Below are 23386 nucleotides of genomic sequence, written 5' to 3'. Positions count from 1 at the left end.
AGGAGAAAGACCATGACCGACAAGACGAAGAAGGCGTTCGTGATCAGCAGCTTCCGGGATGCTGGCACCGAACGCCGGTTTGAAGCTGGCACCACCCCCGACCTGACCGAAGGCGAGTTCATCAATTACAAGGCGGCCGGCCTCGTCCGCGCGCCGACCGCCGACGAGCTGAAGGCCAAGTCCGCCAGCTGACTACCCTACCCGTACCCGCACGCACCGCGCCCGCCCTTTGGCGGGCCTTTTCATTTGAGGAGAAAACCCCATGGGTTCGATTACTGCGGCGGGCACGGCGCTCGCCATTTCCGCTGCTGCCCCGGCAACGCAGGACGCGACCGGCTATGCCGCGCTGACCTATACCGAGATCGGCCAGATCGAGAAGATCGGCGCGATCGGCGCGAGCTATAGCAAGATCGAGTTCAAGCCCCTGAAAGGCCCGACCCAGAAGCACAAGGGAGGCGTCGACTATGGCTCGTTGCAGCCCAGCCTCGCCCACGACGACGAGGATGCCGGCCAGACGCTGCTGCGGACGGCTGCCGAGAGCAATAATCTCTATTCCTACAAGGTGACGCTGCCCGATGGCGCGATCCGCTACTTCCGGGGGCGCGTGTTCGGCTACCCGGAGAATATCGACGGGTCCGAAAGCATCGTCATGGCGAACCCGACGATCGAGATCGACACCGCGATCATCAAGGTCGCGGCTCCCTGACAGCTGAATTCCGGCCAAGCCGGATCATGAGCATCAGCCCGCCTGTCTCACGGGTGGCGGCGGGCTGGTGTACCCGTTTACCCGTGAAAGGAAAATCATGGATATCACCTCTCAGTCGGTGGCCGATACCGCCGCCATCCACCTGAAAAACGCCGATGGCGAATTTCTCTATTCCGGCGGCAATCCCGACAAGCCTGTCCGTGTCGTCGTCTACGGGCCTTCTTCCAAGCAGTATTCCGCCGTCGAGGCGCGCCAGACGGCCCGCGTGCTGAAACGGCGCGAAGACAATGACGGCAAGCCCGCTCTGCCGACGCCGGAACAGCGCGTCACCGAGCAGGCCGAGGATCTGGCTGCGATCACCGTCGCCTTCGAGAATTTCACCTATCCGCCAGCGGGCGACAAGCAGGGCTATGACCTGTTTTTCGCCTTCTATGCCGACCAGAAGCTGGGTTTCATGCATAATCAGGTGCTGAAGGCGGTCCAGAACTGGGGAAACTTCAGGAGCGACAGCAATCCCGCCTCGCCGACCAGCTGAAGCTTTATATCCGGCATCTGGCGTGGCTCAATGCCACGCCCAGGCCGCCTGAGGGCAGCAAGCGCGCAAAGGCGGGCGTGGAGGACAAGCGGAGTCGGGCGGAACGGATGGGCAAGCGGGCAGATATCCCGATGCCGCCGAACCCGGCCCCGCACATTATCAATCGCCTGATCGAGATCGGGTTGACCGAGGCGGCGGGCATGGGGGCGGCTCCGCTGAGCTGGAAGGAAATCGATGCCTGGTGCAACCGCACCGGCATCGATCTGCCCCCTTGGGAGGCCCGGTTGATCCGGGCGCTCTCCGTCGAGTATCTGGCGATGGGCCGGAAAGCGGAGGACGAAAATTGCCCGCCGCCATGGAAAGCGCCAATCACCGAGCGCGAGAAAGAAACCGAACTAGCCCGGTTGCGGATGGTGCTGGGTTAAGCGATCGCTTCGATCGTCAGGCGCTGCCGGGTTTCGTCCATTCTCTTGCGAATGATCGATGGGATAAGAAACAGATCGATCAATGCCCAAGGCCATGTGATGATCATCCCAACTATGGTAATGCCAAGGATCAACATTAAAATTCCGGTGCCCCTTTCACCGAGATAAAGTCGGTGAACACCCAAACCGCCAAGCAATAAGCACAAGATGTAAGCTGCACCTGCACTTGGCTTTTCGTTGGTAACGCGCTGCTCAATTATCATACGCTGAGTGTCTGATAAGCGGCCATTGCGTCCATAATTTTCAGACGGAATGGCCGTCATCGCTTGGTCATCCATTGTATTCGCCCCTACTAATAAATGATGACCAGTATTAAGGGCGCGCATGAGAGTCTAGAGCCAATTTCATTAGGCGGCAATCAGGTAGTTTTCGCGCAAGCGGGTAGTGTTGAACAGGCTGCGGAGCATTGCTCCGTGGCTCTTTTGGTGTGAGGGTTTGATGGCCGACAGCGAAGTGCCGACGCTTGAGGTCGGCTTTGCCATTGATACCGGCGGTTCGTTCGAAGCGCTGCGCCAGCTTGATGCGGCGATGGACAGCACCGAGGCCCGCGCGATCGCCAATGCCGAGCGCATCGAGAAAGCCACAAGCGGCATGATCAGTCTTGGTGGCGCAACCGCAGCCATAACCAGTTTCGGCAATGCGGTGACGCGGGAGGGCGCGATCGCCGCGCGCGAATTCTCGCGAGTCGAGAAAGCGGGGGAAGCCCTTTCGCGGCAGCTGGATCGTCAGGCTGGCGCGTTCGGCAAGACGCGCGAGGAATTGCGGCGGATGAAGGTCGAGGCGGCTGCGCTGGCGGCAGAGCAGCAGGGGTTGACCGAACTGGCGCAGCGCCTGCGCGCGCAGGAAGCAGCGCTGTACGACGCGGAATATGCGGCGATGACGCGGGCGCGGAATGAGGCCAGCGCCGCTGCCGAAGAAAAGGCGGAAGCAGCGCGCCGGGCGGTTGCCGCAGCCGAGGCCGATGCATCGGCCGTGCGCGAGGCCGCCTTCGCCTACCAGATGTTCGAGGCGCGCGTGCGCGAGGGCGCGCGGGCGCTGAAAGAAGCTGAAGCAGCCGCCCGCGCCGATGCCATGGAGCAGGAGGCACAGCGGATCCGGTCCGCCGCCTTCGCCCATCAGATGTTTCAGGCCCGCGTGCGCGAGGGTGCGCAGGCGCTGCGCGAGCAGGAGGCGGCTGCGCGCGCCGATGCGATGGCGGCGGACCGGCTGCGCATGTCCACCGACCCCCTCTATGCGGCAACCCGGCGCCTCAACGATGAATTGGCGGAAAGCTCGCGCCTCTACCGCGCCGGGGTTACCTCCGCCAACGAATATGCGCGGCAGCAGGTCGTTCTGACGCAGCGCCTCCGGGACGTCGAGCGCAGTTTCGGCAGCGTCGGCGGCGCCACCGCGCGCAACCGCCAGAGCATGATCAATTTCGGCATGCAGCTGAACGATATCGGCACCATGGCCGCGCTGAATGCACCGCCCATGCAGATATTCGCCAGTCAGGCCGGGCAGATTTTCCAGATTTTCCAGCAGGCAGAAGGTGGCGCCGCCGGGTTCTCCAAGCAACTGGCGGGCGTCGCCATGCGCTTCGCGCCGCTGGCGATCGGCGTCGGCATCGCCGCCACCGCCTTCGGGCTGCTGACCAGCGAGATCAACGAGAACAGCAAGGTGACGGTGACCTGGGGCGATGTAGCGCTGGGCGCGTTCGACGCGGCGAAGAATTTCCTCGAAACCCAGCTGACCAAGGCCTTCGCCTTCTTCGGCACCACCAGCAAGGATGTATGGAAGGATGTCGTCAACGTGACGAAATGGGGCGTGAACTGGATCATCGGAGCAACCACGGTCATCCCACGCCTCTGGATTGCTACATTTAAGCTGTTGCCCGGTGCGATCGGTGACGCCTTTTACTCCGGCGTGAATATCGCGATCGACGCGATCAATTGGCTGGTCAGGAAGGGCGTCGAAGGTATCAATGCCTTCGCAGCGAGGATCAACGCGATCCTGCCTCCCTCTTTCCGGCTACCGACGATAGAGCCTCCCCAGATTAAGGGGATCGAAAACAGCTTCGCAGGTGCCGGCCTCGCGGCAGGCAAGGCCTATGTCGGGGCGCTTAAGGACACTTTCACCCGCGATTTCATTGGGGAGGCAGCGGATTATCTATCCCCCTTCGCCCAAAAGCGCGCCAAGGAGCGTCTCGCCAAGGATGCGAAGGATGCCGGGAAAGAGGCGTCCAAGGCGGTGAAGGATGGGTTGAAGGAAAACCCGCTCGACACCGCCCTTGCCGATGCATTCTCCAATGTGTGGAAACTGGCAGCGGAGATCGGGCCCCAGTTGCAGAATTTGGGCAAGGGTCAGCCGACTTTCGGGCAGGCATTGATCCAGCAGGCGAAGGACGCCGAAGCGCTCGCGGAGGCCGCCGCCGACAATGCTGCCGCCGCGCTCGACTGGTATATGAGCAAGCTGGATCAGGTTTCCGACCGGGTGGACGCCGCCGCGAACAGCATGAGCCGCGCCTTCGGCTCCGTCGGCGACGCCATCGGCGGCATCATCACCGTGCTCGACGAATATGGCAAGCGGCAGGACGAAATCGACTTCGAACGAAAGTCTGCCGGTGTCAGCGACCAGCGCCTTGCCGAACTGCGCTCGAAGGAAATCAGCAACCAGCTTTCCGGTATGGTGGCGCTGACCGGTGCGGCCAAGGGTTTCTTCGGCGAGCACAGCAAGGGCTACAAAGCGATGGAGGCCGCCGAGAAGGCGCTTGCGGCGATCCAGCTGGCGCGCACGGCGGTCGATGTCGCGGGCGGCGCGGCGCGCATGTTCGCGACGCTCGGTCCTTTCGCCTTCCCCGCCGTCGCCGCGATGCTGGCTGTCATGGCATCGCTCGGCTTCAAGGGTGGCGGCAGTTCGTCCAGCTACACCCCGGAAACCAATGACGGCACCGGCACCGTGCTGGGCGACAGCGGCGCGAAATCCGACAGCATCAAGCGCGCAATCGACAGCCTGAAGGAAGTCGACACGGCGATGCTCGGCTATTCGCGCGAGATGGCGGCGTCGCTCAAGTCGATCGAGAGCCAGATCGGCAACCTTGCCACGCTGGTGCTGCGCGCCGGGAACGTCAATGCATCGGCGGGCATCAGCACCGGCTTCGCGACCGACACGACGGGCAAGATCCTGTCGGGCATCGCGACCGGTGGCGGGCTGTTGTCCAGCATCCCGATCGTGGGCGGCGTCTTCAAGGCGATCGGGAGCGTCATCGGCTCGCTATTCGGTACCAAGACCAGTGTGATCGGCAGCGGTCTTTATGGTGCTGCGCAAAGCCTGGGCGACATTCTCGCCAACGGCTTCGATGCCGATTATTACAGCGACATCCAGAAGAAGAAAAAGACCTTCGGGATCACCACGTCGACCAAATATTCGACGCAATATACCGACGCGGATCCCGGCCTTGAAAACCAGTTCACGCTGATCCTGCGCACGTTCAGCAACGCGATCCTGCTGTCGGCCGCGCCGCTGGGCGAGGCGACGAACGCGGTTGAGCAGCGGCTGAACAGCTTTGTCGTCAATATCGGCAAGATCGACCTGCAAGGGCTGACCGGCGCGGAGATAGAGGAAAAGCTGACGGCAGTGTTCGGCGCGGCGGCCGATAATATGGCGAAGGCGGCGATCCCCGGCATCGAGCGGTTCCAGCAGGTGGGAGAAGGTCTGTTCGATACGCTCGTCCGCATCGCCTCGGTGGCCGAGACGGTGACATCTTCACTCGACCTGCTCGGTGCATCCTTCGGGGGCTTGACGCTGGACATGAAGATCGCACTCGCCGACCGGTTCGACAGCCTGAGCGATTTCACCAGCGCGATCGATGCCTATTTCGAAGCCTTCTATTCGCCTGCGGAACAGGCGGCGGCGCGCACCACGCAGTTCGCGAGCGCCTTTGCCAGCCTCGGCCTCTCGATGCCCGCCACGCTGACCGCGTTCCGCGAACTGGTCGAGGCGCAGGATCTTACCACCGAGGCCGGGCAGGCGACCTATGCAACCCTGCTCCAACTGGCCCCGGCCTTCGCGGATCTGCAAACCTCGCTGCTCGGCGCCAAGAGCGCGGCCGATATCGTGAACGAGCGGCAAGATCTTGAGCGGCGGCTGCTCGAATTGCAGGGCAATACCGCCGCGATCCGCGCACTGGACCTTGCCCAGCTCGATGCCAGCAACCGCGCGCTGCAAGAGCAGATATGGGCGCTTCAGGACGCGCAGGAGGCAGCGGCGGCAGCGGATCGGCTGCGCGAAGCGTGGAAGTCGGTCAGCACCAGCATCATGGACGAGGTGCGGCGCATCCGGGGCCTGACCGGCGCCAATGACAATAGCACCTATGCCTCGCTGCTCGGCCAGTTCAACGCGGCGACGACGGCCGCGCGCCTCGGCGATCAGGAGGCGGCCGGGAAGCTGACGAGCCTGTCTCAATCGCTTCTGTCGGCCGCTGCCGACGTCGCGACCAGTCGGCAGGAACTGGACCGCATCCGCGCGCAGACGGCGGCCAGCCTCGAAGGTACCAATGCGGCGATCAGCGCGCTGGCGAAAAGCGGTTCCACCTCGACGGCGAGCACCCTCGCAGCGGCCGCCACGGCCGCGCAGGTCAGCGGCGCGACTGACACCACCGCCAACGACAATCTGGCCGCAGAGGTCAAATCGCTGCGCGAGGAGCTGAGCCGGATGCGCGAGGAGAACAACGCCGGTCACGCGGCCACCGCGAGCAATACCGGCGCGGTGAAGCGCCATCTCGACAACGTGACGGCACAGAGCGGCGGCGATGCTATCGCGACGGTGGCCGCCGCATGAAGGTCATCCGCCCGGTCAGCGTGACCGATGAAATCCTTGTCAGCAGCAGCGTGGCGGAGGCCGACTATCCCGAATGGTCGGCGGGCACCACCTATGCGCTTGGCGCGCGCGTCATCAAGGCGGCCACCCATCGCGTCTATGAGAGCATCATCGCCGATAATATCGCCAATGACCCCGCCTCGCCGCTGGAAGACGCGTGGGTCGATGCTGGCCCGACGAACCGCTGGGCGATGTTCGATGCGGCGGGCGGCCCGCAGACGCGCGACGCCGACGATATCGTCGTCCAGTTGGCCCCGCCCTCGCCGGTATCCTCGCTTGGCCTGCTCGATGTCGCGGCCGCCACAGTGCAGGTCCAGGTCATCGTCGGCGGCGACACCATCCTTGATGATGTGGTTGGCGCGCCGGGCACGAACCTGACGTTCCTCGACCTGCCTGCCCTCGCCGGTCAGCAGATCGTCGTCACGCTGACCGCGCCTGTCGGCACGAGCGCCTCGATCGGCAAGCTGGTGATCGGCGATGCCTTCGACCTGGGCCAGACCGAGGACAAGCCCACCGTCTCGATCACCGACTATAGCCGCCGTGAAACCGATGATTTCGGGGTGACGAAAGTGATTGAGCGCGCATGGGCGCGCCGCGTCACCGCCCGTTCCCGCATCGACTCCTTCGAGGTGGACGCGGTGCAGCGGTTCCTTGCCGCGATCCGCGCGACCCCCGCGCTGTGGATCGGCGAAGAAGGCTTCGAGGCGCTGGGCCTCTTTGGCTTCTACAAGGATTTCTCGATCGACCTTCAGGTCGGCACGACGAGCTATTGTTCGCTGACGGTCGAGGGTCTGCCGAGCGCGGACGTGCCGGTGGTGGTGTCCGAACCGGCGGTGCAGGGGGCAAGCAACCTGCTGGTGGTCCCTCCGGTTGCGCTGACCGATGCGATGCTGGTCAGCAGCAGCGTGGCGGAAGACGATTATCAGGAATGGCTGTCTTCGCGTACCTATGAGGCGGGCGACCGGGTGATCTGGCCCGCGACGCACCGGATCTATGAGAGCCTGATGCCGGGCAACCTCGGCAATCCCCCCAGCAGCGATGCCGCATGGATGGACCTTGGCCCGACCAACCACTGGGCGATGTTCGACGCGGCGCTGGGTACGGCGACCGAGGCAACGGGATCGATCACCGTGACGATCGCACCCGATGAGCCGGTGACCGCCCTTGCCGTGCTCGACGCCGACGGTGCGACCGTGCGGGTGCAGGCCGGGGCCTATGACCAGACCCGCGCCATCATCGGCGGGATGGTGACGTTCCTCGACCTCGATATCGCGGCTGGCGCCGATATTGCGGTGACGATCGCGGCGGCGGATGCTGGCGATCCGGTATCGGTCGGGACGATGCTCTGGGGTGCGCAGGTGCCCCTCGGGGTGACGGAAGCCAGCCCGACCGTCTCGATCACCGACTACAGCCGCAAGGAGGCCGACGATTTCGGCAATACGGTCGCGGTAGAGCGGGCATGGGCGAAGAACATGGCCGTCAGTTCGCTGGTTCGCACCGACGCGGTGGATGGGCTGCTGCGCATCATGGCGTCGCTCCGCGCGCGCCCGGCGCTGTGGATTGGCGATGATGGTTTCGACAGCCTGACGATCTACGGCTTCTACAAGGATTTCTCGGCGGAACTGTCGGAAGCGACCAGCGGCTGCGCCTTCTCGATCGAGGGGCTGTCGAAGGCGCCGAAGGTCGCGGATGCCGACACGTCGATCGCGCTGGTGATCTCCTATCAGAACGCGGCGACGAAGCCCGCCACCCCGGCCTTTGGCAGCGGACAGACGCCGGAAGGCTGGACATCCGCCCCGGTCGATCTGCCAGAGGGGCAATATCGCTGGGCGACGCAAGCCGAGTTTCGCGGGTCGGAGCAGCGGACCGAATGGTCCAGCCCGGTCGCGGTCGCGGGCGTCAGTTGGGCGGATGTCATCGACAACGATCCCGACAATCCCAAGCCCGAGAGCGGCGCGACCGTCGGCGCGACGCCGGAGCAGGTCAGCTTGCTCGACCAGCTTGCCAGCGACACGTCGACAGCGCTCGCGAATATCGCCGACGCCTTCCTGGCGATCACCAGCATGCAGGCCGACGCATCGGCGCTGGCGGATCGCGTCCTTTCAGCCGAAGGCGCGATCGACACGGTAGAGTCGACGCAGGCGACGCAAGGCGCGGCGATCACGCTGCTGCAAACCACCGCCAGCACGCAGGCGGGTCAGCTGGCCTCACTGACGACGGAGGTCCGCGCGAGCGGCAATCCGAACTTCCTTCCGAATGGCGGTTTCGAAAATGGCTCTACCGGATGGACTTTGCCCGAAGGAGCGGTGGTCTACACCAATGCGTCGGGCTGGGGTTCCTTCCTCCAGATTAACTTCGAGACGGGCGCCCTCATCAAGAGTGCGTATTGCGACATTACCACGGGCCTGCCTGCCTCTGGCTCTGTCCTCACCATTTCCGGAGACGCCGGGGCGACCGCGAATGTCACCAATATCCGCTTCGACATCTATTGCTATGACGCTTCGGGCAACGAACTCGCTTCGGGTTGGGCGAATTTCAAATCCGGCACCTTCAGCTTCCAGAACAACAACAGCAATCGCGCGGCGATGGCGAACAGCGTCACGATACCGGCGGGCACGACGCGGATCCGCGCACGGTGCCGAGGGCAGGTTTCTGCGCTGGGTGCCAACCAATATGCGCGGTTCCGACTGGTAAAGCTGGAGCGCGGCGCGACGTGGACGCCCTATACGGCGAATGCGAGCATCGTTCAGACCTTCACAACGATCAATGGCCTCAGCTCTTCGGTCGCCGACATGTCCACCACGCTGCTGGCTCAAGGCGCGCAGTTGGCCCTGCACGGCGCCGCGATCAGCGATCTTGAAGGCCAACTCGCCAGCCTGTCGCTCACGCTGTCAGTTGGCTCGAACATGCTGACCAACAGCACGTTCGAGGACGGGATGACCGGTTGGAACCATGTCAACGGCCCCTTCTCTGCATCGCCTAATGATCAATGGGGCTGGGGTCCGTATACCGCTTCTCCGGCGAATATGGTCGATAACCAGTGGCGTTACCTTTGGCGCGACGTGCCGGTCGCGCCGAATGTGCCCTACACTTTGTCGGCGGATCATGCGTTTTTCTTCAGCGGAGTGGGCAGGTTCTATGTGCAGATCGACTATCTGGACAGCGGGGCGAACCCGATCTCCGGAGCCAGCGCTTCGGGGCCGTCGATCGCCACCCCCATCGATTTCGACCCGGAGGACCAGAAGCGGTTCGCGACCGCGCTGACGCTGACCTCGCCGCCGACCGCCGCCTTCGCGCGGATCTATCTGGTGTTCCACAAAACCAGCGGCACGGTTTCGGCCACCTCTGTCCGCCGCGTGAAGTTCGAGCGCGGCACCAAGGCGACGCCCTACAGCCAAGAGGCCAGTGTCTACCAGTCGTTCACCGCGCTGAACACTCTGACGACGAGCATGGCCGATGTCACCACGACGGTCGCCAATCATGGGGTGACGATCGCCAGCCAGCAGACGGCGATCACGACGATCAACGGCAACATCACCACGCTTTTCGGCCGCGTGTCGATGGTCATTGACGTGAACGGATATGCGACCGGCTGGGAGATCAACAATAACGGGTCGTCTGGCAATATGAAGCTGCGATCCGACCTGCTCGAAATTTCGTCTCCGGGCGGCGGTGCGCGCACCGAATATAGCAATGGCAACTGGCGCGTCTATGACGCGGCCGGGACGCTGCGCGCGCGCTGGGGCGTCTGGTGATGCCCGCCGGGTTTGAAGTCTATACGAGCGGCGGCGTCACGATGAGCACGCCGAATTCGCGATGCATGAAATTCCTGGGGGTTGTCGCGGTGTCCAGCGTTTCCAACCCTTCCGGGTCGATCACGGACAGCCGCTTCCTGCTTGGCCGCAAGCCGGACGCATGGTTCATCGCTGGCGGCCTCTACGAGTACAGCCCGGAGATCGTCATTTCCGGTTCCACCCTGTCATGGTCCAACCCCTCCGCCCAATTCTGGATCGGCCGCATAATCTACGGGTTCTGGTAATGGACGCGCTCGGGGAGTCCTACGACGAGGACGGGTATATCCAGTTCTCCAGCGATTTCGTGAACCTACGCTTCACCGGAAAGCAAAGCGGCGTGACAGCGGATCATGGTCTTGGGTCGCAGGCGCTGGGGACACAGAGCAGGATCGTGTTCTATTTCTCGGGGGAGAATCCCCTGCCCGCCTTTTACTGCGCATCGCCCTTCGCCGTGACGCTCATGCAGGATCTGGGATCTGGCAATTATGCTGCGGAGGTGCGGGTCAATGCGGCCGTGGGCACCACGGTCGAAATGTACGTGTTCGATACCGCGCGACCCACGCCCGGCACCACCGGCGATGGACGCTTCGAACTGTATGACGAGACGGGCGCCATCACCTTCTCCCTCAACATGATCGTGGGGCTGTTCGTTGGGGAGATCAATATCAACTACCCTCCGGCGGTGTTCAACGGCGATGCGGGGCGCAAATATGCGGTTTGCGTGCCCTGCCATTTCCAGCGGGTCATTATCTCGGATACCGGCGCGCCCGGCTCTAATCGATATGCATGGAACTGGTCGACGCCGCGCCATGCCATCAACATTACTGCGGGGTCCGTGGGCTCATCCATGTGGACCTTCCGCAGCACCCGCAGCGCGTCGGGCGGCTCCAATGTGACCGCCGGAATTCCCCGCTGCCTCATCGTGGACGTCAACAACCTATAGGAGTGCTCAATGAAAGCATTTGCCCTCGCGGCCGTTATCGCCGCGATGTTCACTAGCCCGTCTCTTGCCCGGTCGCAGGAAGTCCGCCCGCAGGCGACCGTATATATCGACTACAAGGGCGCCTGCGGCGGCACGCTGGTCGAAACCCGCCGCCGCGACCAGATCGAGCGGAAGGCGAAGAAGGCGATCAGGAAGCTGCTGGCGGAAGGCCGCGATGTCCGACTCATCGTTCGCAACGAGAGCCTCCCTTACGGCAGCTTCACGATTTCCGGGCTGCGATCAATGGGCGTCCGCTTCCCTGTCTACAATCGAAATTTCTCCTGCTGATATCGAAAGGCAATCCCCATGTTGCACCTCAAGACTGCCCAAGGCGAGCGGCTGGAACTTCCTGCTCATGCGATCATCGCGGTGATGCGGCCGAGCAGCGGTGATAACCCCTCCGCCATCATCTTCGATATGGGCATGGGGCCGCAGATCGACCAGTTGGGCGATCAATATGGTTTCGTGAAGAAGCTGATCGCCGACAGCAATGCGATGGTCAATCCAATCGAAATCCGGGTGGTGGAGCCGGTGCCCGACGGCGACGGCGCGACGGCCGAGGGCCGCATGTTCTTTCCGCGCGATCGCATCGCCGGGCGGCGGGAAGTCAAGGATGACCAGCGCGGCGTCCGTTCGACGCTGTTCGTCAACCTTCTGGGCAAGCCCATTGTTATCAACGCCGCCGACACGCTGGACGAACTGGACGGCATCGGGCCGGAGCCGAAGCGGCCCCGGCGCCCCTCGAAATCCCCGACAAAAGGAGCATAGCTATGACGGACGAAGCTACCAGCGAAACCACGATCGAAGAAATGATCGCGCAGCAGGCCGATCTGGCGCGCCAGATTGCCGCCCGCAGCATCCCTGAGGTCGAGGCGGCCATAGCGCTGTTCACGACGGACGGCGCGCAGGATCTTCTCGCGCAGACACGGGCGCTCCACAGCCGCTTGGGCGCTGGCCTCGCCAAGCAGAACCTCGCCAATGTGTTGCAGGTGTTCAACCAGGTGCCCAACAATCTGAAGATCGCGCTCAGCGCGCTTCAGCGGGAGGCTGCGGCCTGATTTCATAGGAAGGTGACAGGGTGCATTGGGATGAATGGCTGGCGATCGTTCGCGCGAATATCTGGTGGATCATCGCCGGGATAGGAGGCCGCATGATCTTTCATGGACGCGAGGCGCAGGCCGGGCGGCGGCATTTCTGGGGCAAGGAACTACCGTTCGAGATGCTGGTCGCCGTCGGCATGGCCTTTGTCGGCAAGGCTGTCGCCACCTATTCGGGCCTTGGCCCGGAGCCTGCGACTGCGGCGGCTGGCATCGCCGCCTATCTCGGCCCCCGCGCCATCGATGCGCTCTACGACCGGGCCACGAAGCGGGCTTAGTCGCGCGGCATCAGACAGGATTTCAGGGCGCCTTGGGCGCCTTTTTTATTGGCAGAAAGGATGTGAAGGATGGCGCAGAGCTTTCCCGATTTCGCGCTGAGCGAGGAGTGGTCGGATATCGCCGCCACGGCCGGATATGAGGCCGTCGCGGGCCAGCAGGTCACGGTCCAGTACAAGGGCAGCTATCAGGCCTATGTCTATTTCGGCGGGGCCAGTGCGCCGGGCGCCGGGGATGGCGGCATGCTGCACGCCGGTGCGTCGGTGACCGGCACGGCCGATCATATCTGGGTGCGCGGGCTGATGGACGGCGCGGTCTATATTCAGATCGAGGATTGAGCGATGAGCATGAGCAAGAGCATCAATCCGGGCGCGTTCAATCGCGGCGCGGTCGACAGGTGGGCTGCGGGCAATGGCCTGCCGACGCTGGGCAAGAAGAGCGTGAAGCCCAAGCGCATCCTGTTCCATGGCAACAGCATCCCGGTCGGCTACAACGCGGCCTATCCCACTGGAAATGCGGGCGCATGGGCCAATAGTCCGATTTCCGCGATGAAGCGCGCGCTGATCGGTGCGGGCTATCAGGTGCAGGATGAGTTCTTCGAAGGGACGATGGGATACACGACCGCCGCATCGTTCGCGTCGTTCGATACCCGGCTGACGATCGGCGCGGGATGGGACTTCAATGGGATCATCGCCGCGAACTATGGCGTGCTGCGCAATTCCACGACGCAGAATAGCTGCACGTTCACGCCCACGACCCCGGTCGATAGCGCCACGCTGATTTTCCGTTCGCACGCCCTGGTGGGACTGGCGCAGGCGACGCTCGGCGCCATCACCAAGACGCTCGACATTCCGGCGACCTACGGCTTCTATCGCATCGATTTCGCGCCCTCCGATGGCGTGGTGCTCGGCAATAACGCCTTGCAGTGGAACCGCCGTGCATCGGGCGGCACCGTCGATCTGGCGGCGGTCTACTGTTGGAACAGCAGGCTGCCGTCGTTTCAGCTGCTGAACGCCTCGGCATCCGGCGCCCGCGCCCAGCATATCGCCAACGCCCAGGACGCAGGCCGTTCGCTCTATTTTCCTGAACTGGTTCTGTCGGCCGGGGATGAGGCATGGTGGATGACGGTGGCGAACGACTGGCGTGCAAATGCCCTGCCGCCCATGAATGATTTCCGAGGGTACGCGGAAGCATGGGTCCAGCGCCGTCTGGACAATGGGATCATCCCCCGCATCATCGTCGATCCCCGCACCGCTCTGACCGGCGGCACTGCAACCGTGACGGACATGGACGCCTACACCGCGACGCTTCAGGAGGTCGCAGCCGCCAAGGGCGCCAAATATTACGAGATGAAGGACCGCTGGGGCGAATATGCCGACGCGGCCGCCGCTGGCCTGATGGTAGGCGGCACCGATTATTTTCACCCCAACTGGTACGGCGCGCAGGATATGGGCCAGTTCCTCGCCCAGATCGCGCTGTCGGCCTAGCAGGAGAAGCCGAAATGGACGGAATTTACACGGTCACCGGAACGATCACGATGCGTGTTGGCGCGGAGGATCTGGAATCGGCCCAGCTGGCGCTGACCCAGCGCGCTGTCGAACTGAGCGATTTGTCGCCCGGCAATATCATCGTCGAGGTCGATCCCGCCGATGTGGCGATCGAGGCGGGCTAGGATAGCAAAAGCCCGGCAGCGTTGGCGCCGCCGGGCAGTGAAAGGAAGATCGCTCTCCCTTCGGGTCGCGCCGGGAGTATATCGCGATCCGCGCCGAGTCGCATCCTCTGGATTGTGGATGCGACCGTTGACCATCAGAAACGGCCTTTCGTGAGAGACAAGCGGGGTTGAGTGTGGCGCGTGAGAGCCAAGGTCGCGCCTCGATCCGGGCGCGGTCGCCCATTTCGTCATTCAGCAGGCGGTCCTTTCGGGCCGCCTTTTTCTTTGGGGAAAGCATATGAGCATCGACGACGTCATCGAGGAGATCATCCGCGTCGAAGGCGGCTATGTGAACGACAGCCGCGACGCGGGCGGCGAAACCAAATATGGGATCACCATCGCAACGGCGCGCGCCAATGGCTATAGCGGGCCGATGCGCGATCTGCCCAAATCGCTGGCGATCGAGATCTACCGCCGCCAATATGTCATCGCGCCCGGCTTCGACAAGATCGGGGCGCTCTCGCAGCCGATCGCGGCCGAGTTGGTCGATACGGGGGTGAACATGGGACCGACGGTTGCGGGTCGTTTCCTCCAGCGCGCGCTCAATGCGCTCAACAATCAGGGACGTTCGTGGCCCGACCTCGTGGTCGATGGCGCGGTCGGCGCAAAGACGCGCGAGGCGCTGGCGGCCTATCTCCAGCAGCGGGGGCGCGAGGGCGAGGCCGTTCTTCTCAAGGCCCTGAACGCGTTGCAGGCCGTCCGCTATATCGAGCTGGCCGAGGCGCGCGCGGCGAACGAGGCCTTCGTCTATGGCTGGCTGCGCACGCGGGTGGCCTGATGCGCGACTGGGTGCGCCCGGCCATCATCGCGGGCTTTGCGGGCTTCATCCTTGGTGGCGCCAGCGTGTCGGCGATCATCGGCACCATGTCCGCGCAGACCGCGCGGGATTTCGCGACCGGGGCGGGCGTGTGGCTGAACGTCATCCCGCAGGGCTTCTATGACCTGATTTCGTTCTTGGGTGTCGGCTACATTGCGGCGCGCTCGGCCGACAAGTTCACCGACGCGAAGAAGGCACAGGCCGAGGCCGATGCGGTGAAGCACTATAGCGAGGCGCAGGCGCGCCGGGCGAGCATGGAGACGCAGGAATGATCGGAACCATCATCACATTTGTGCGCGACTCGACGGCCGCCAGGATCGTGCTGGCCGGGCTGGCGGCGCTGCTGGTGGTCGCCCTGCTGGTACGGTGGGTCGATCGCGCGCAGGACCATGCCGTCGAACAGGCGGCCGAGGCAGGCCGGGCCGACCAGCGCGCTGGCGATCTTCAGGAAACCATCCACCGGATAGAGGAGGCGCAGGATGCGCGGGATGAGATACGCAATAGCGCTGGCAGCGCTCGCTATGACGAGTGCGTGCGGTCGGCCGGTGCCACCGCCGCGAACTGTCAGCGATTTCTGCCTCGTTGATCGGGCCATCCCGGTCGCCGTCGCGCCTGCCGAGGGCTTTGACGACCGGGGCAACCTGTTCGATACCGACGCGACCGTCGGCGCGCTGCTGGAACATAATGCGGCGTGGCGGAGGCTGTGCGGAAACTAGCGATCGTCCGCCAGAGCGGCGTCGGGGTGCTCGGCCAGATACCGCGCCGCTAGCGCGGTGCGGCGCTCGATCGGTGCCTGTCCCCTCTCCATCTGCCCCACGAGTACCCGCGACACGCCGAGGGCGTCGGCAAATTCCTGCTGGGAGAGGCCGAGGGCCTTTCGGAGTTCCTTCAATTCATCGGGTTGCATCGTCGCCTCGCTCGTCATATATTCGGCTTTGGCTCCCGTCCCGCTTCTTGTGGCGGTTCCGAGAGCCGGTCAGGTTAGAAGCGGATTTTGAGGATCAGTCTGATCCGCTTCCATTTGAACCGGAGATAGAGATTGAACATCTCGTTTCTCCTGTCCGTCACCGGGGCCTAGTCCCCGTTGACAGGAATATTGATAAGCTACTTATCATTTCCGGTCAAGGAAAAAGATAAGTAGCTTTTCTTTTATACGACCGCTGTCTGCGCAGCTTCAAATGGCAGGGCCAACGCACATGCGTCCGCATAGTCGCCCGTCAGCCATGCTGCATAATCCTCTGGCGCGAGGATGACCGGCATCGCCTTGGGATGCTTCGGTGCGATGAGATCGTTCGGGGCGCAGGTCAGAAACGCATAGACAGGACCGGCATCAGGGTGGACCTTCCAAATGCCCGCGAACGCGGCAACCGGCTGGCCCTTCACGCTAAACCACCAGTTCAGATCATCCGGTGCGGCGCGATCGATCGCCGCCTTTGGTTCGGCAAACTCGGTGAACGGCACAAGGCAGCGGTGCGCCGGCGTCTCCAACCAGCGGCTCCACATGCCCAGCCTCAAATTCCGGGCGTTGGTGTACCAGTCGTAAAGATAGGCTGATTGACCGGCTTTCGGCTTGATTTTGCGCTCGCGTTTGTTTTCCGGGAAGCCCCACAGCATTGTGTCAAGGACGCGCCGCCCGCCCTCCTCCCGAACGATCATCCCCGGCTTGCCCGGCGCGCTATAGTCTTTCTCCATCGCAATCTGCGAAGTCGCTATCCGGTCGATGCCCATCGGCAGCAGCAGCTGGTCACGCGGCACTTTCAATCTATAGAGATTGCACATGGACGCCTCCTAGCCTCGCCAGCGGCTGACGATCCTCTTCCATTCCCTGTCGGTTGGCAATGGGAGGCTGATCTGCGGCGGCTCGCGCACCAGTTCGATCCGGATCGGTCGAACGCGGCGCCCGAAGCGGTGCGCGCAAGGGCGACACCAGAAGCACTTGCAGGCGCGCTTCAGATCGTCATCCCAGCCAAGCCGATGAAAATGATACCAGAGGCCGTGGGGATCGAAGGTCGCGCTGTGCTCGCAGCGGCAGATAACCTTGACCGTATAGTGCCAGGCAGCGGCCTCGAAGAGATTGGTCGCGATCTTGAGGCCGTCCTTGCTGTAGCGTGCCACGTCACCTCACGCGGGCCTGCCGCCTGTGCCACGCCAGCGCGCCCGTCATGAATGGGCCATCATCGCGCTTTCCTTCGCGTATCTCTCGAATGAACTGCCTGTTGCTTAAGCCCCGTCGCTCCAGTTCATCGGCGACGGACGCGCGGATTTCGTCTATCTGTTCCATGTGAACATAAAGAGAACAAATAGAGCGAGTCGGTCAAGCGGGTTGCGATGGTTTGATGTCAACGAAAGCGCCTCTCACGAGAGACAAAGGCATTTGGCGTCATTTCGTTAGAGGCAGAGGGTGGACGAAACGCCCACCCCTAGCTTGCGCGAAATTTGCGTGAATTTCACGCAAAAAGCCGCTTTGTTCCTATTCCGTTCATGCTTCTGCGTTTCAGAAAATGGCGGAAAACAGCCATTTTTCATCATGGCCCTTTCGTTGACATCGTAGGGGTCGCAAGTTCAATCCTTGCCACGCCCACCATGAAAATCCCGCAGGTCCAGCGACTTGGCGGGATTTTTCATATGTGCGGCACGTCACAGGCGCGGCACCGGAAAGTCCGCAATTGAGAAATCGCCGCCGCCCCGCTAAGCAATGGGCAAGGCCGACCGGCGGGCTGCCCAAAACATAATGCCCGACAAAGCCGGTGGCCGGGAGGAGAATTCCCGTCCCGATGCAACTGAGCCATTTCGACCTCAACCTGCTGCGCGCGCTCGACATATTGCTGGAGGAGCGCAACGTCACCCATGCGGCGAAGCGGCTGTGCATCACGCAGCAGGCCGCGAGCAGCGCGCTACAACGCCTGCGCCGCCATTTCGACGACGAGTTGCTGACGCGGGTGGGCCGCAATCTCGAACTCACTCCGCTGGCCCGCTCGCTGGTCATCCCGGTGCGGGAGGCGCTGTTGAGCGCGCAGGCGGCGCTTGATACGCGGCCGGATTTCGACCCCGCCACCGCCCATTATACCTGCCGCATCGCGATGAGCGATTATTGCCTGCACGTCATCCTGCCCCATCTGCTCCGCTATCTGGCGGCCAAGGCGCCGCGCATACAGTGCATGGTGGAGCCGATCAGCCGCAACACCTTCCTGCGGCTGGAAATGGGCGATCTGGATTTCTGCCTGACCGCCGCCGACCTGCGGCTCTACGGGCAGCACAAGCCGACCCGGCATATCCGCACCATGTCGATATTCCGCGACGATTTCGTCTGCGTCGCCGACCCCGCCCATGTCGACATAAGCGACGGCATGTCGCTGGCGACCTATCGTCAGGCGCGGCACAATATCGTGGATTTCGGCGCGGGGGTGAAGACCATCGTCGAAAATGCGTGGGCGGCGATGGCGACGGATTTCGACATCGGGGTGAAGGTGCCCAATTTCGCCGCGCAGCTCTTCATGCTGCCCGGCACGCCCTTCGTCGCGACGGCCCAGCGGCGGCTGGCGAACACGCTGGCGCCCCGCCTCGGTCTGGCGGTCGCCGAATGCCCGGTGAAGATCCCGCAACTGCACGAAAAGCTGTTCTGGCACGACCGGCGGGAGCTGGACCCGGCCCATATCTTCATCCGCATGGCTTTCGGCCTGATCATCGAGCAGGCGGGCGTCCCGCCGGAAGCCGAGCCACAACTCTAGCTTGTAGTACCTATCTGCCGATAGTGTTTTCCAGCACCCGGCCTTCGCATCATGCTTCCTCCAACGAAACGCAAAGACGTTCAAAAAGGAGGGGGTTATCATGGCGCTATCAGCACGCATTCATGCCTTTGTCAGCCTCGCCGCCCTGAGTTGGGCCGGCGCGGCGCACGCGCAATCCGCCGGCACGGCGGCGGCCGACGACATCGCCAATGCCGGGGATATCATCGTCACCGCGCAGAAGCGGTCCGAGAGCGTGCAGGACGTGCCGCTGGCCGTTTCCGCCGTCGGCGGCGCCGCGCTCGACCGGTTCGGCGTCAGCAACCCGCTGCAACTCGGCGCGGCCGTGCCCAATTTCAACCTTCAGACCAACAGCGGCGTCACCTATATCTATCTGCGCGGCGTCGGGAACAATTTCCTCGGCCTCGGCATCGACAGCAACGTCGCCTATCACGCCAATGGCGTCTATATCGCCCGGCCGCGCGCGCAGGTCGCCAGCTATTTCGACGTCGACCGGATCGAGGTGGTGCGCGGGCCGCAGGGCGACCTTTACGGCCGCAACGCGACCGGCGGATCGATCAACGTCATCAACCGCAAACCGACGCAGGACACCACCGGCAACATCAATATCGACATCGGCAATTACGGGCTGGTGCAGGGCGAGATGGGCATCGGCGGCGCACCGGTGCCGGGCAAGATCGCCGTGCGTGCGGCGGCCTTCTTCATCGACCGGGGCGGCTACGGCAAGAACGAGGCGACCGGCAAGGATATCGACACCCGCAAGGAACAGGCCGCCCGCATCACCATCGACCTGACGCCGACCGAAAATCTGAGCCTCGAACTGGCCGCCGATTATTTCCACGCCAATGACAGCTTCGGCGTCGTGCATCAGGCGGGCGGCGCGCTGCCCGGCGTGCCGACCTATGCCGAAAGCGTCGGCAACCGCCCGTCGACCATCCGCAACGTGGTTTCCGGCGTCGATCCCTATCGCCGCATCCGCGTGTGGGGCCTTGCCGGGACGCTCAACCTCGATCTGGCGGACAATCTGTCGCTCAAATCGATCACCGCCTATCGCAAGTCCCGCTTCCGCGCGCTGGACGAACTGATCGGCACCAGCCCGTCGCAAGGCGCCATCAGCCAGTTCGAGGGGCAGCATCAGTTCAGCGAGGAAGTGCAGCTGCTGGCCAACGGCTCCAACTGGGATTTCATCCTCGGCAGCTATTATTTCACCGAATCCGTGGAAGGCTTCATCCACATCCCGATGTATATCGCGCCCGGTGCGCAATTCGACCAGCGCGGCAGCGGCAAGACCAAGGCCTATGCCGCCTTCGCGCACGGATCGCTGGAATTCGTAGACAATTGGAAGCTGATCCTCGGCGCGCGCTACAGCCATGAGAAGCGCTCCGCCGACGGCACCTTCACCGCGCCGTTCGTGCCGATACCGTCGGGCGGGGAAAAGAGCTTCAACGCCTTCACGCCCAAGGCCACGCTGCAATTCGAACCGTCGCCGAACCTCAACCTCTATGCGGGCATTTCCAAGGGGTTCAAGAGCGGCGGCTTCACCATCGGCGTGCCCGGTCCCGGCACCGACCCGGAAAAGCTGCTCAGCTACGAAGCCGGCCTGAAGGCGCAATTGTTCGACCGGCACCTCACCGCCAATCTCGCCGCCTTCTGGTATGATTACAAGGATCTGGTCGTCACCCGCATCGTCGGCGCCGCGACCATCGACGAGAATGCGGCCAAGGCGACGATCAAGGGGTTGGAGGCGGAAATCACCGCGCGGCCGACCAACCGGCTGCGGATCGACCTGTCGCTGGGCCTGCTCGACGCCAGCTATGACGAATATGTCACGCCCGACCCGCTGGATCCGGCCGCGGGGCCGGTTTCCCTCGCCGGGAACCGCCTGCCCGGCTCGGCCAAATATACCGCCCGCCTCGGCGCGCAATATGACATTCCGGTCGGCGCCAACGGCGCCCGGATCAGCCTCAACGGCGACGCGCTCTTTTCCGGCGACATGTATTTCGACCCCTATGAGCATGCCGGTTCCTACCAGCCGTCCTATTCCATCTACAACGCATCGCTGACCTATCACAGCGGCGACTGGTGGAGCCTTTCGGCCTGGGGCCGTAACCTGGGCGACCGGACGATCGTGTCCAACCAGCTCATTTCGGCGGATCTCTGGGGCTTTCCGCGCCTCACCTATCTGCGGGACCCGCGCACCTATGGCGTGTCCTTCAAGGCCAATTTCTGAACGGAGGAATGGACCGATGGCCATTATCGGCATCGAATCCCTGATTTACGAGGTAAGCGACCTCGCCCTTTGCGTCCGCTTTTTCGAGGATTTCGGCCTCGGCACGGCGGAACGGGAGGGGGAAGGCTTCCGCTTCGGTCTCACCGAAGGGTCCAGCGTCGTGCTCCGCCCGCGCGGCGGATCCGCGCTGCCGCCCAGCCCGATGGAGGGCGACGGCGTGCGGCAGGTCGTCTGGGGCGTGGACAGCGAAAAATCGCTCGAAGCGCTGGTGGCGGGGCTCGCCGCCGATATCGAGGTGCGACGGGCGCAGGACGGCACCGCCCATTTCCTGACGCCCTTCGGCATCGCGATGGGGCTGCGCGTCTTCGACCGCAAGCCCGTCGTCTATGCGCCCGATCCGGTCAATGCGCCCGGCCGGGTCAACCGGCTGAACCAGCACCGCAAATGGCGGGAACGGGCTCGGCCCAAGGTCATCAACCATGCGGTCTGGGCGATCCCGGAGTATGAGGCGGGCTATGCGTTCATGCGCGACAGGCTGAACTTCCGCCTGTCGGATCATCAGCGCGGCTTCGGCATGTATCTGCGCGCGGACGGCTCGATCAACCATCACAATATCCTGCTGCTCAACGCCAACGCCCCCTTCCCCGGCATGGACGGCAAGGTGCGCTTCCACCACGCCAATTTCGGGGTGGAGGATATCGACGAGATCATGACCGGCGCCAACCACATGACGCGCAAGGGGTGGAAAGGGTCGCATCTGGGCCTTGGACGGCACCGGATCGATTCCGCGCTCTTCTACTATCTGCCCTGCCCGGCGGGGGGCGAGGCGGAATATGGCGCCGATGCCGATTATGTGGACGACAACTGGGTGCCGCGCGACTGGGTGAGTCCCCTCTTCGCCTTCGCCCATTTCACCCACGACCTGCCCGCCTTCCTGCGGCAGGCGCCGAGCTGGGACGTCCGCTACCTGACGCAGGAAGCGCCGCAGGCCAATGGAGGAACCAACTGATGCCCGTCGTCTCGCGCGTTCTCGTCATCGGCGGAGGCATTGGCGGGCTGGTCGCCGCCCGCGCGCTGCGCCTCCGGGGGATCGCCGTCGATCTTGTCGAGAAGGAACCGCAATGGACCGTCTACGGCGTCGGCATCATCCAGCCCAACAACTTCCTGCGGGCGATGGACCGGGTCGGCCTCGCGCAGGACTGCCTCGACAATGGATCGGCGTTCAACGGCTGGCGGGTGCATGACGCGCAGGGCAATGTGCTGTTCGATCCGCCGGGGCCGCGCGACGCCGCGCCCCACCTGCCCGCCAATAACGGCATCACCCGTCCCCGGCTGCACGATGTGCTGATCAGGGGCGCGACCGATGTGGGCGCCGATATCCGCCTCGGCACCACCGTGACCGCGTGGAAGGACGATGGCGCCGGCGTCGATGTGACGTTCAGCGACGGCAGCGCACGCCGCTACGATCTGGTCATCGGCTATGAAGGCGCCTTCTCGCCGACGCGCAGGCAGCTTTTCGGCGACGACTATGCGCCGCACTTCAACGGACAGGGCTGCTGGCGCTATAATTTCCCTCGCCCGGCGGAGATGGACACCGGCATGGTGTTCTTCGGCCCGGACACCAAGGTGGGACTGGTGCCGCTGTCCCCGACGCTGATGTACATGTTCATCGTCACCGCCGAAAAGGACGGCACCTGGCATGAAGGGCCGACCGTGACGGAGGAGATGCGCAACCGGCTTAAGGGCTATGGCGGTCTCGTCGCCCGGCTGCGCGATCAGATCACCGATCCGGCAGCCGTCGTCTACCGGCCGATGCTGACCATGCTGGTCGACAAGCCGTGGCACAAGGGGCGCGTGCTGCTCGCCGGGGACGCGGTGCATACGACGACACCGCATCTGGCGCAGGGCGCGGCGATGGCGGTCGAGGATGCGGTGCTGCTGGGCGAGCTGCTGGGCGGCGACGGCACGCTGGAAGCGGCGCTGGGGGAATTCATGCGCCGCCGCCTCGATCGCGTCCGCTACGTGGTCGAATGCTCGGCGCAGCTCGCCGCTTGGGAGCTGGAGCAATGGAGCGGCGTCCGCAATCCCGACGCCGATCAGGGTGGCCTGCTGCATCGCGCGACCCATGCGCTGATGGCGGATTATTGAGAGGA

General features: G+C 63.7%; 26 protein-coding genes. 22 read left to right on the top strand and 4 right to left on the bottom strand.

Features of this window, described 5'->3' with window-relative positions; genetic code table 11:
* The first annotated feature begins 12 nt into the window (after nt 1-12).
* From GGR43_RS03725 to GGR43_RS03710, 4 genes are all read left to right on the top strand, one after another.
* Complete coding sequence (locus GGR43_RS03725; RefSeq protein WP_188070602.1) at nt 13-192, top strand: hypothetical protein; 180 nt, start codon at nt 13-15, stop codon at nt 190-192.
* A gap of 70 nt (nt 193-262) precedes the next feature.
* Nucleotides 263-706 carry a hypothetical protein gene (locus GGR43_RS03720; protein WP_188070601.1) on the top strand — a complete coding sequence of 148 codons (444 nt, stop codon included), beginning with the start codon at nt 263-265 and terminating at the stop codon, nt 704-706.
* 97 nt (nt 707-803) lie between these two features.
* Entirely contained in the window at nt 804-1241 is a 438-nt protein-coding gene (locus GGR43_RS03715; protein WP_188070600.1) for a hypothetical protein, read from the top strand.
* A 107-nt stretch (nt 1242-1348) separates the two neighbouring features.
* Nucleotides 1349-1666 carry a phage tail assembly chaperone gene (locus GGR43_RS03710; RefSeq protein ID WP_246343313.1) on the top strand — a complete coding sequence of 106 codons (318 nt, stop codon included), beginning with the start codon at nt 1349-1351 and terminating at the stop codon, nt 1664-1666.
* Here GGR43_RS03710 and GGR43_RS03705 read toward each other — a convergent pair.
* Complete coding sequence (locus tag GGR43_RS03705) at nt 1663-2004, bottom strand: NINE protein (protein ID WP_246343312.1); 342 nt, start codon at nt 2002-2004, stop codon at nt 1663-1665. The genes GGR43_RS03710 and GGR43_RS03705 overlap by 4 nt on opposite strands.
* 160 nt (nt 2005-2164) lie before the next feature.
* Between GGR43_RS03705 and GGR43_RS03700 the strand changes: the two genes are divergently transcribed.
* From GGR43_RS03700 to GGR43_RS03635, 14 genes are all read left to right on the top strand, one after another.
* Nucleotides 2165-6541 carry a phage tail length tape measure family protein gene (locus GGR43_RS03700; protein WP_188070599.1) on the top strand — a complete coding sequence of 1459 codons (4377 nt, stop codon included), beginning with the start codon at nt 2165-2167 and terminating at the stop codon, nt 6539-6541.
* Complete coding sequence (locus GGR43_RS03695) at nt 6538-10335, top strand: hypothetical protein (RefSeq protein WP_188070598.1); 3798 nt, start codon at nt 6538-6540, stop codon at nt 10333-10335. The genes GGR43_RS03700 and GGR43_RS03695 overlap by 4 nt, the downstream gene beginning before the upstream one ends.
* Entirely contained in the window at nt 10335-10619 is a 285-nt protein-coding gene (locus GGR43_RS03690; protein WP_223177267.1) for a hypothetical protein, read from the top strand. Before GGR43_RS03695 ends, GGR43_RS03690 begins: the two co-directional genes overlap by 1 nt.
* Nucleotides 10619-11317: a hypothetical protein gene (locus GGR43_RS03685; protein ID WP_188070596.1), complete on the top strand. Its 699-nt coding sequence runs from the start codon at nt 10619-10621 to the stop codon at nt 11315-11317. Before GGR43_RS03690 ends, GGR43_RS03685 begins: the two co-directional genes overlap by 1 nt.
* Nucleotides 11318-11326: 9 nt before the next feature.
* A complete protein-coding gene (locus GGR43_RS03680) occupies nt 11327-11644 on the top strand; it encodes a hypothetical protein (RefSeq protein WP_188070595.1) in 318 nt (105 codons plus the stop codon).
* 18 nt (nt 11645-11662) lie between these two features.
* Nucleotides 11663-12124 (top strand): hypothetical protein, encoded by a 462-nt coding sequence (locus GGR43_RS03675; protein WP_188070594.1) that lies wholly within the window; start codon nt 11663-11665, stop codon nt 12122-12124.
* 2 nt (nt 12125-12126) lie between these two features.
* A complete protein-coding gene (locus GGR43_RS03670; RefSeq protein ID WP_188070593.1) occupies nt 12127-12414 on the top strand; it encodes a hypothetical protein in 288 nt (95 codons plus the stop codon).
* Nucleotides 12415-12434: 20 nt separating this feature from the next.
* Nucleotides 12435-12731 (top strand): phage holin family protein, encoded by a 297-nt coding sequence (locus GGR43_RS03665; protein ID WP_284278363.1) that lies wholly within the window; start codon nt 12435-12437, stop codon nt 12729-12731.
* 69 nt (nt 12732-12800) lie between these two features.
* Nucleotides 12801-13067, top strand: a complete 267-nt coding sequence (locus tag GGR43_RS03660; protein WP_188070591.1) for a hypothetical protein — start codon at nt 12801-12803, stop codon at nt 13065-13067.
* A gap of 3 nt (nt 13068-13070) precedes the next feature.
* Nucleotides 13071-14216: an SGNH/GDSL hydrolase family protein gene (locus tag GGR43_RS03655; protein ID WP_223177266.1), complete on the top strand. Its 1146-nt coding sequence runs from the start codon at nt 13071-13073 to the stop codon at nt 14214-14216.
* A 14-nt stretch (nt 14217-14230) separates the two neighbouring features.
* A complete protein-coding gene (locus GGR43_RS03650; RefSeq protein ID WP_188070589.1) occupies nt 14231-14401 on the top strand; it encodes a hypothetical protein in 171 nt (56 codons plus the stop codon).
* A 277-nt stretch (nt 14402-14678) separates the two neighbouring features.
* Nucleotides 14679-15218, top strand: a complete 540-nt coding sequence (locus GGR43_RS03645) for a glycoside hydrolase family 108 protein (RefSeq protein WP_188070587.1) — start codon at nt 14679-14681, stop codon at nt 15216-15218.
* The gene (locus tag GGR43_RS03640; RefSeq protein WP_188070586.1) at nt 15218-15529 is read left to right on the top strand and encodes a hypothetical protein; all 312 of its coding nucleotides are present in this window, start codon (nt 15218-15220) and stop codon (nt 15527-15529) included. Before GGR43_RS03645 ends, GGR43_RS03640 begins: the two co-directional genes overlap by 1 nt.
* On the top strand, nt 15526-15843 hold the full coding sequence (locus GGR43_RS03635; RefSeq protein WP_188070585.1) for a hypothetical protein: 318 nt from the start codon (nt 15526-15528) through the stop codon (nt 15841-15843). Before GGR43_RS03640 ends, GGR43_RS03635 begins: the two co-directional genes overlap by 4 nt.
* A gap of 126 nt (nt 15844-15969) precedes the next feature.
* Here GGR43_RS03635 and GGR43_RS03630 read toward each other — a convergent pair whose 3' ends face one another.
* From GGR43_RS03630 to GGR43_RS03620, 3 genes are all read right to left on the bottom strand, one after another.
* Nucleotides 15970-16182 carry a helix-turn-helix transcriptional regulator gene (locus GGR43_RS03630; RefSeq protein ID WP_188070584.1) on the bottom strand — a complete coding sequence of 71 codons (213 nt, stop codon included), beginning with the start codon at nt 16180-16182 and terminating at the stop codon, nt 15970-15972.
* A 224-nt stretch (nt 16183-16406) separates the two neighbouring features.
* A complete protein-coding gene (locus GGR43_RS03625) occupies nt 16407-17036 on the bottom strand; it encodes an SOS response-associated peptidase family protein (protein WP_188070583.1) in 630 nt (209 codons plus the stop codon).
* Between the two features lie 9 nt (nt 17037-17045).
* Nucleotides 17046-17372, bottom strand: coding sequence for a hypothetical protein (locus tag GGR43_RS03620; RefSeq protein WP_188070582.1), 327 nt, complete (start codon nt 17370-17372; stop codon nt 17046-17048).
* 659 nt (nt 17373-18031) lie between these two features.
* On the opposite strand from GGR43_RS03620, the gene GGR43_RS03615 reads away from it, so the two are divergent.
* From GGR43_RS03615 to GGR43_RS03600, 4 genes are all read left to right on the top strand, one after another.
* Nucleotides 18032-18985: a LysR family transcriptional regulator gene (locus tag GGR43_RS03615; RefSeq protein WP_188070581.1), complete on the top strand. Its 954-nt coding sequence runs from the start codon at nt 18032-18034 to the stop codon at nt 18983-18985.
* Nucleotides 18986-19085: 100 nt separating this feature from the next.
* On the top strand, nt 19086-21233 hold the full coding sequence (locus GGR43_RS03610) for a TonB-dependent receptor (RefSeq protein WP_188070580.1): 2148 nt from the start codon (nt 19086-19088) through the stop codon (nt 21231-21233).
* Nucleotides 21234-21249: 16 nt separating this feature from the next.
* Nucleotides 21250-22242, top strand: coding sequence for a VOC family protein (locus tag GGR43_RS03605; protein WP_188070579.1), 993 nt, complete (start codon nt 21250-21252; stop codon nt 22240-22242).
* Entirely contained in the window at nt 22242-23381 is a 1140-nt protein-coding gene (locus GGR43_RS03600) for an FAD-dependent monooxygenase (RefSeq protein WP_188070578.1), read from the top strand. Before GGR43_RS03605 ends, GGR43_RS03600 begins: the two co-directional genes overlap by 1 nt.
* The last annotated feature ends 5 nt before the right edge of the window (nt 23382-23386 follow it).

The organism is Sphingobium jiangsuense (assembly GCF_014196495.1).
Lineage (GTDB): Bacteria > Pseudomonadota > Alphaproteobacteria > Sphingomonadales > Sphingomonadaceae > Sphingobium > Sphingobium jiangsuense.
Note: the sequence above shows the minus strand (reverse complement) of the source record. Positions and strands in the feature narration are given on the sequence as shown.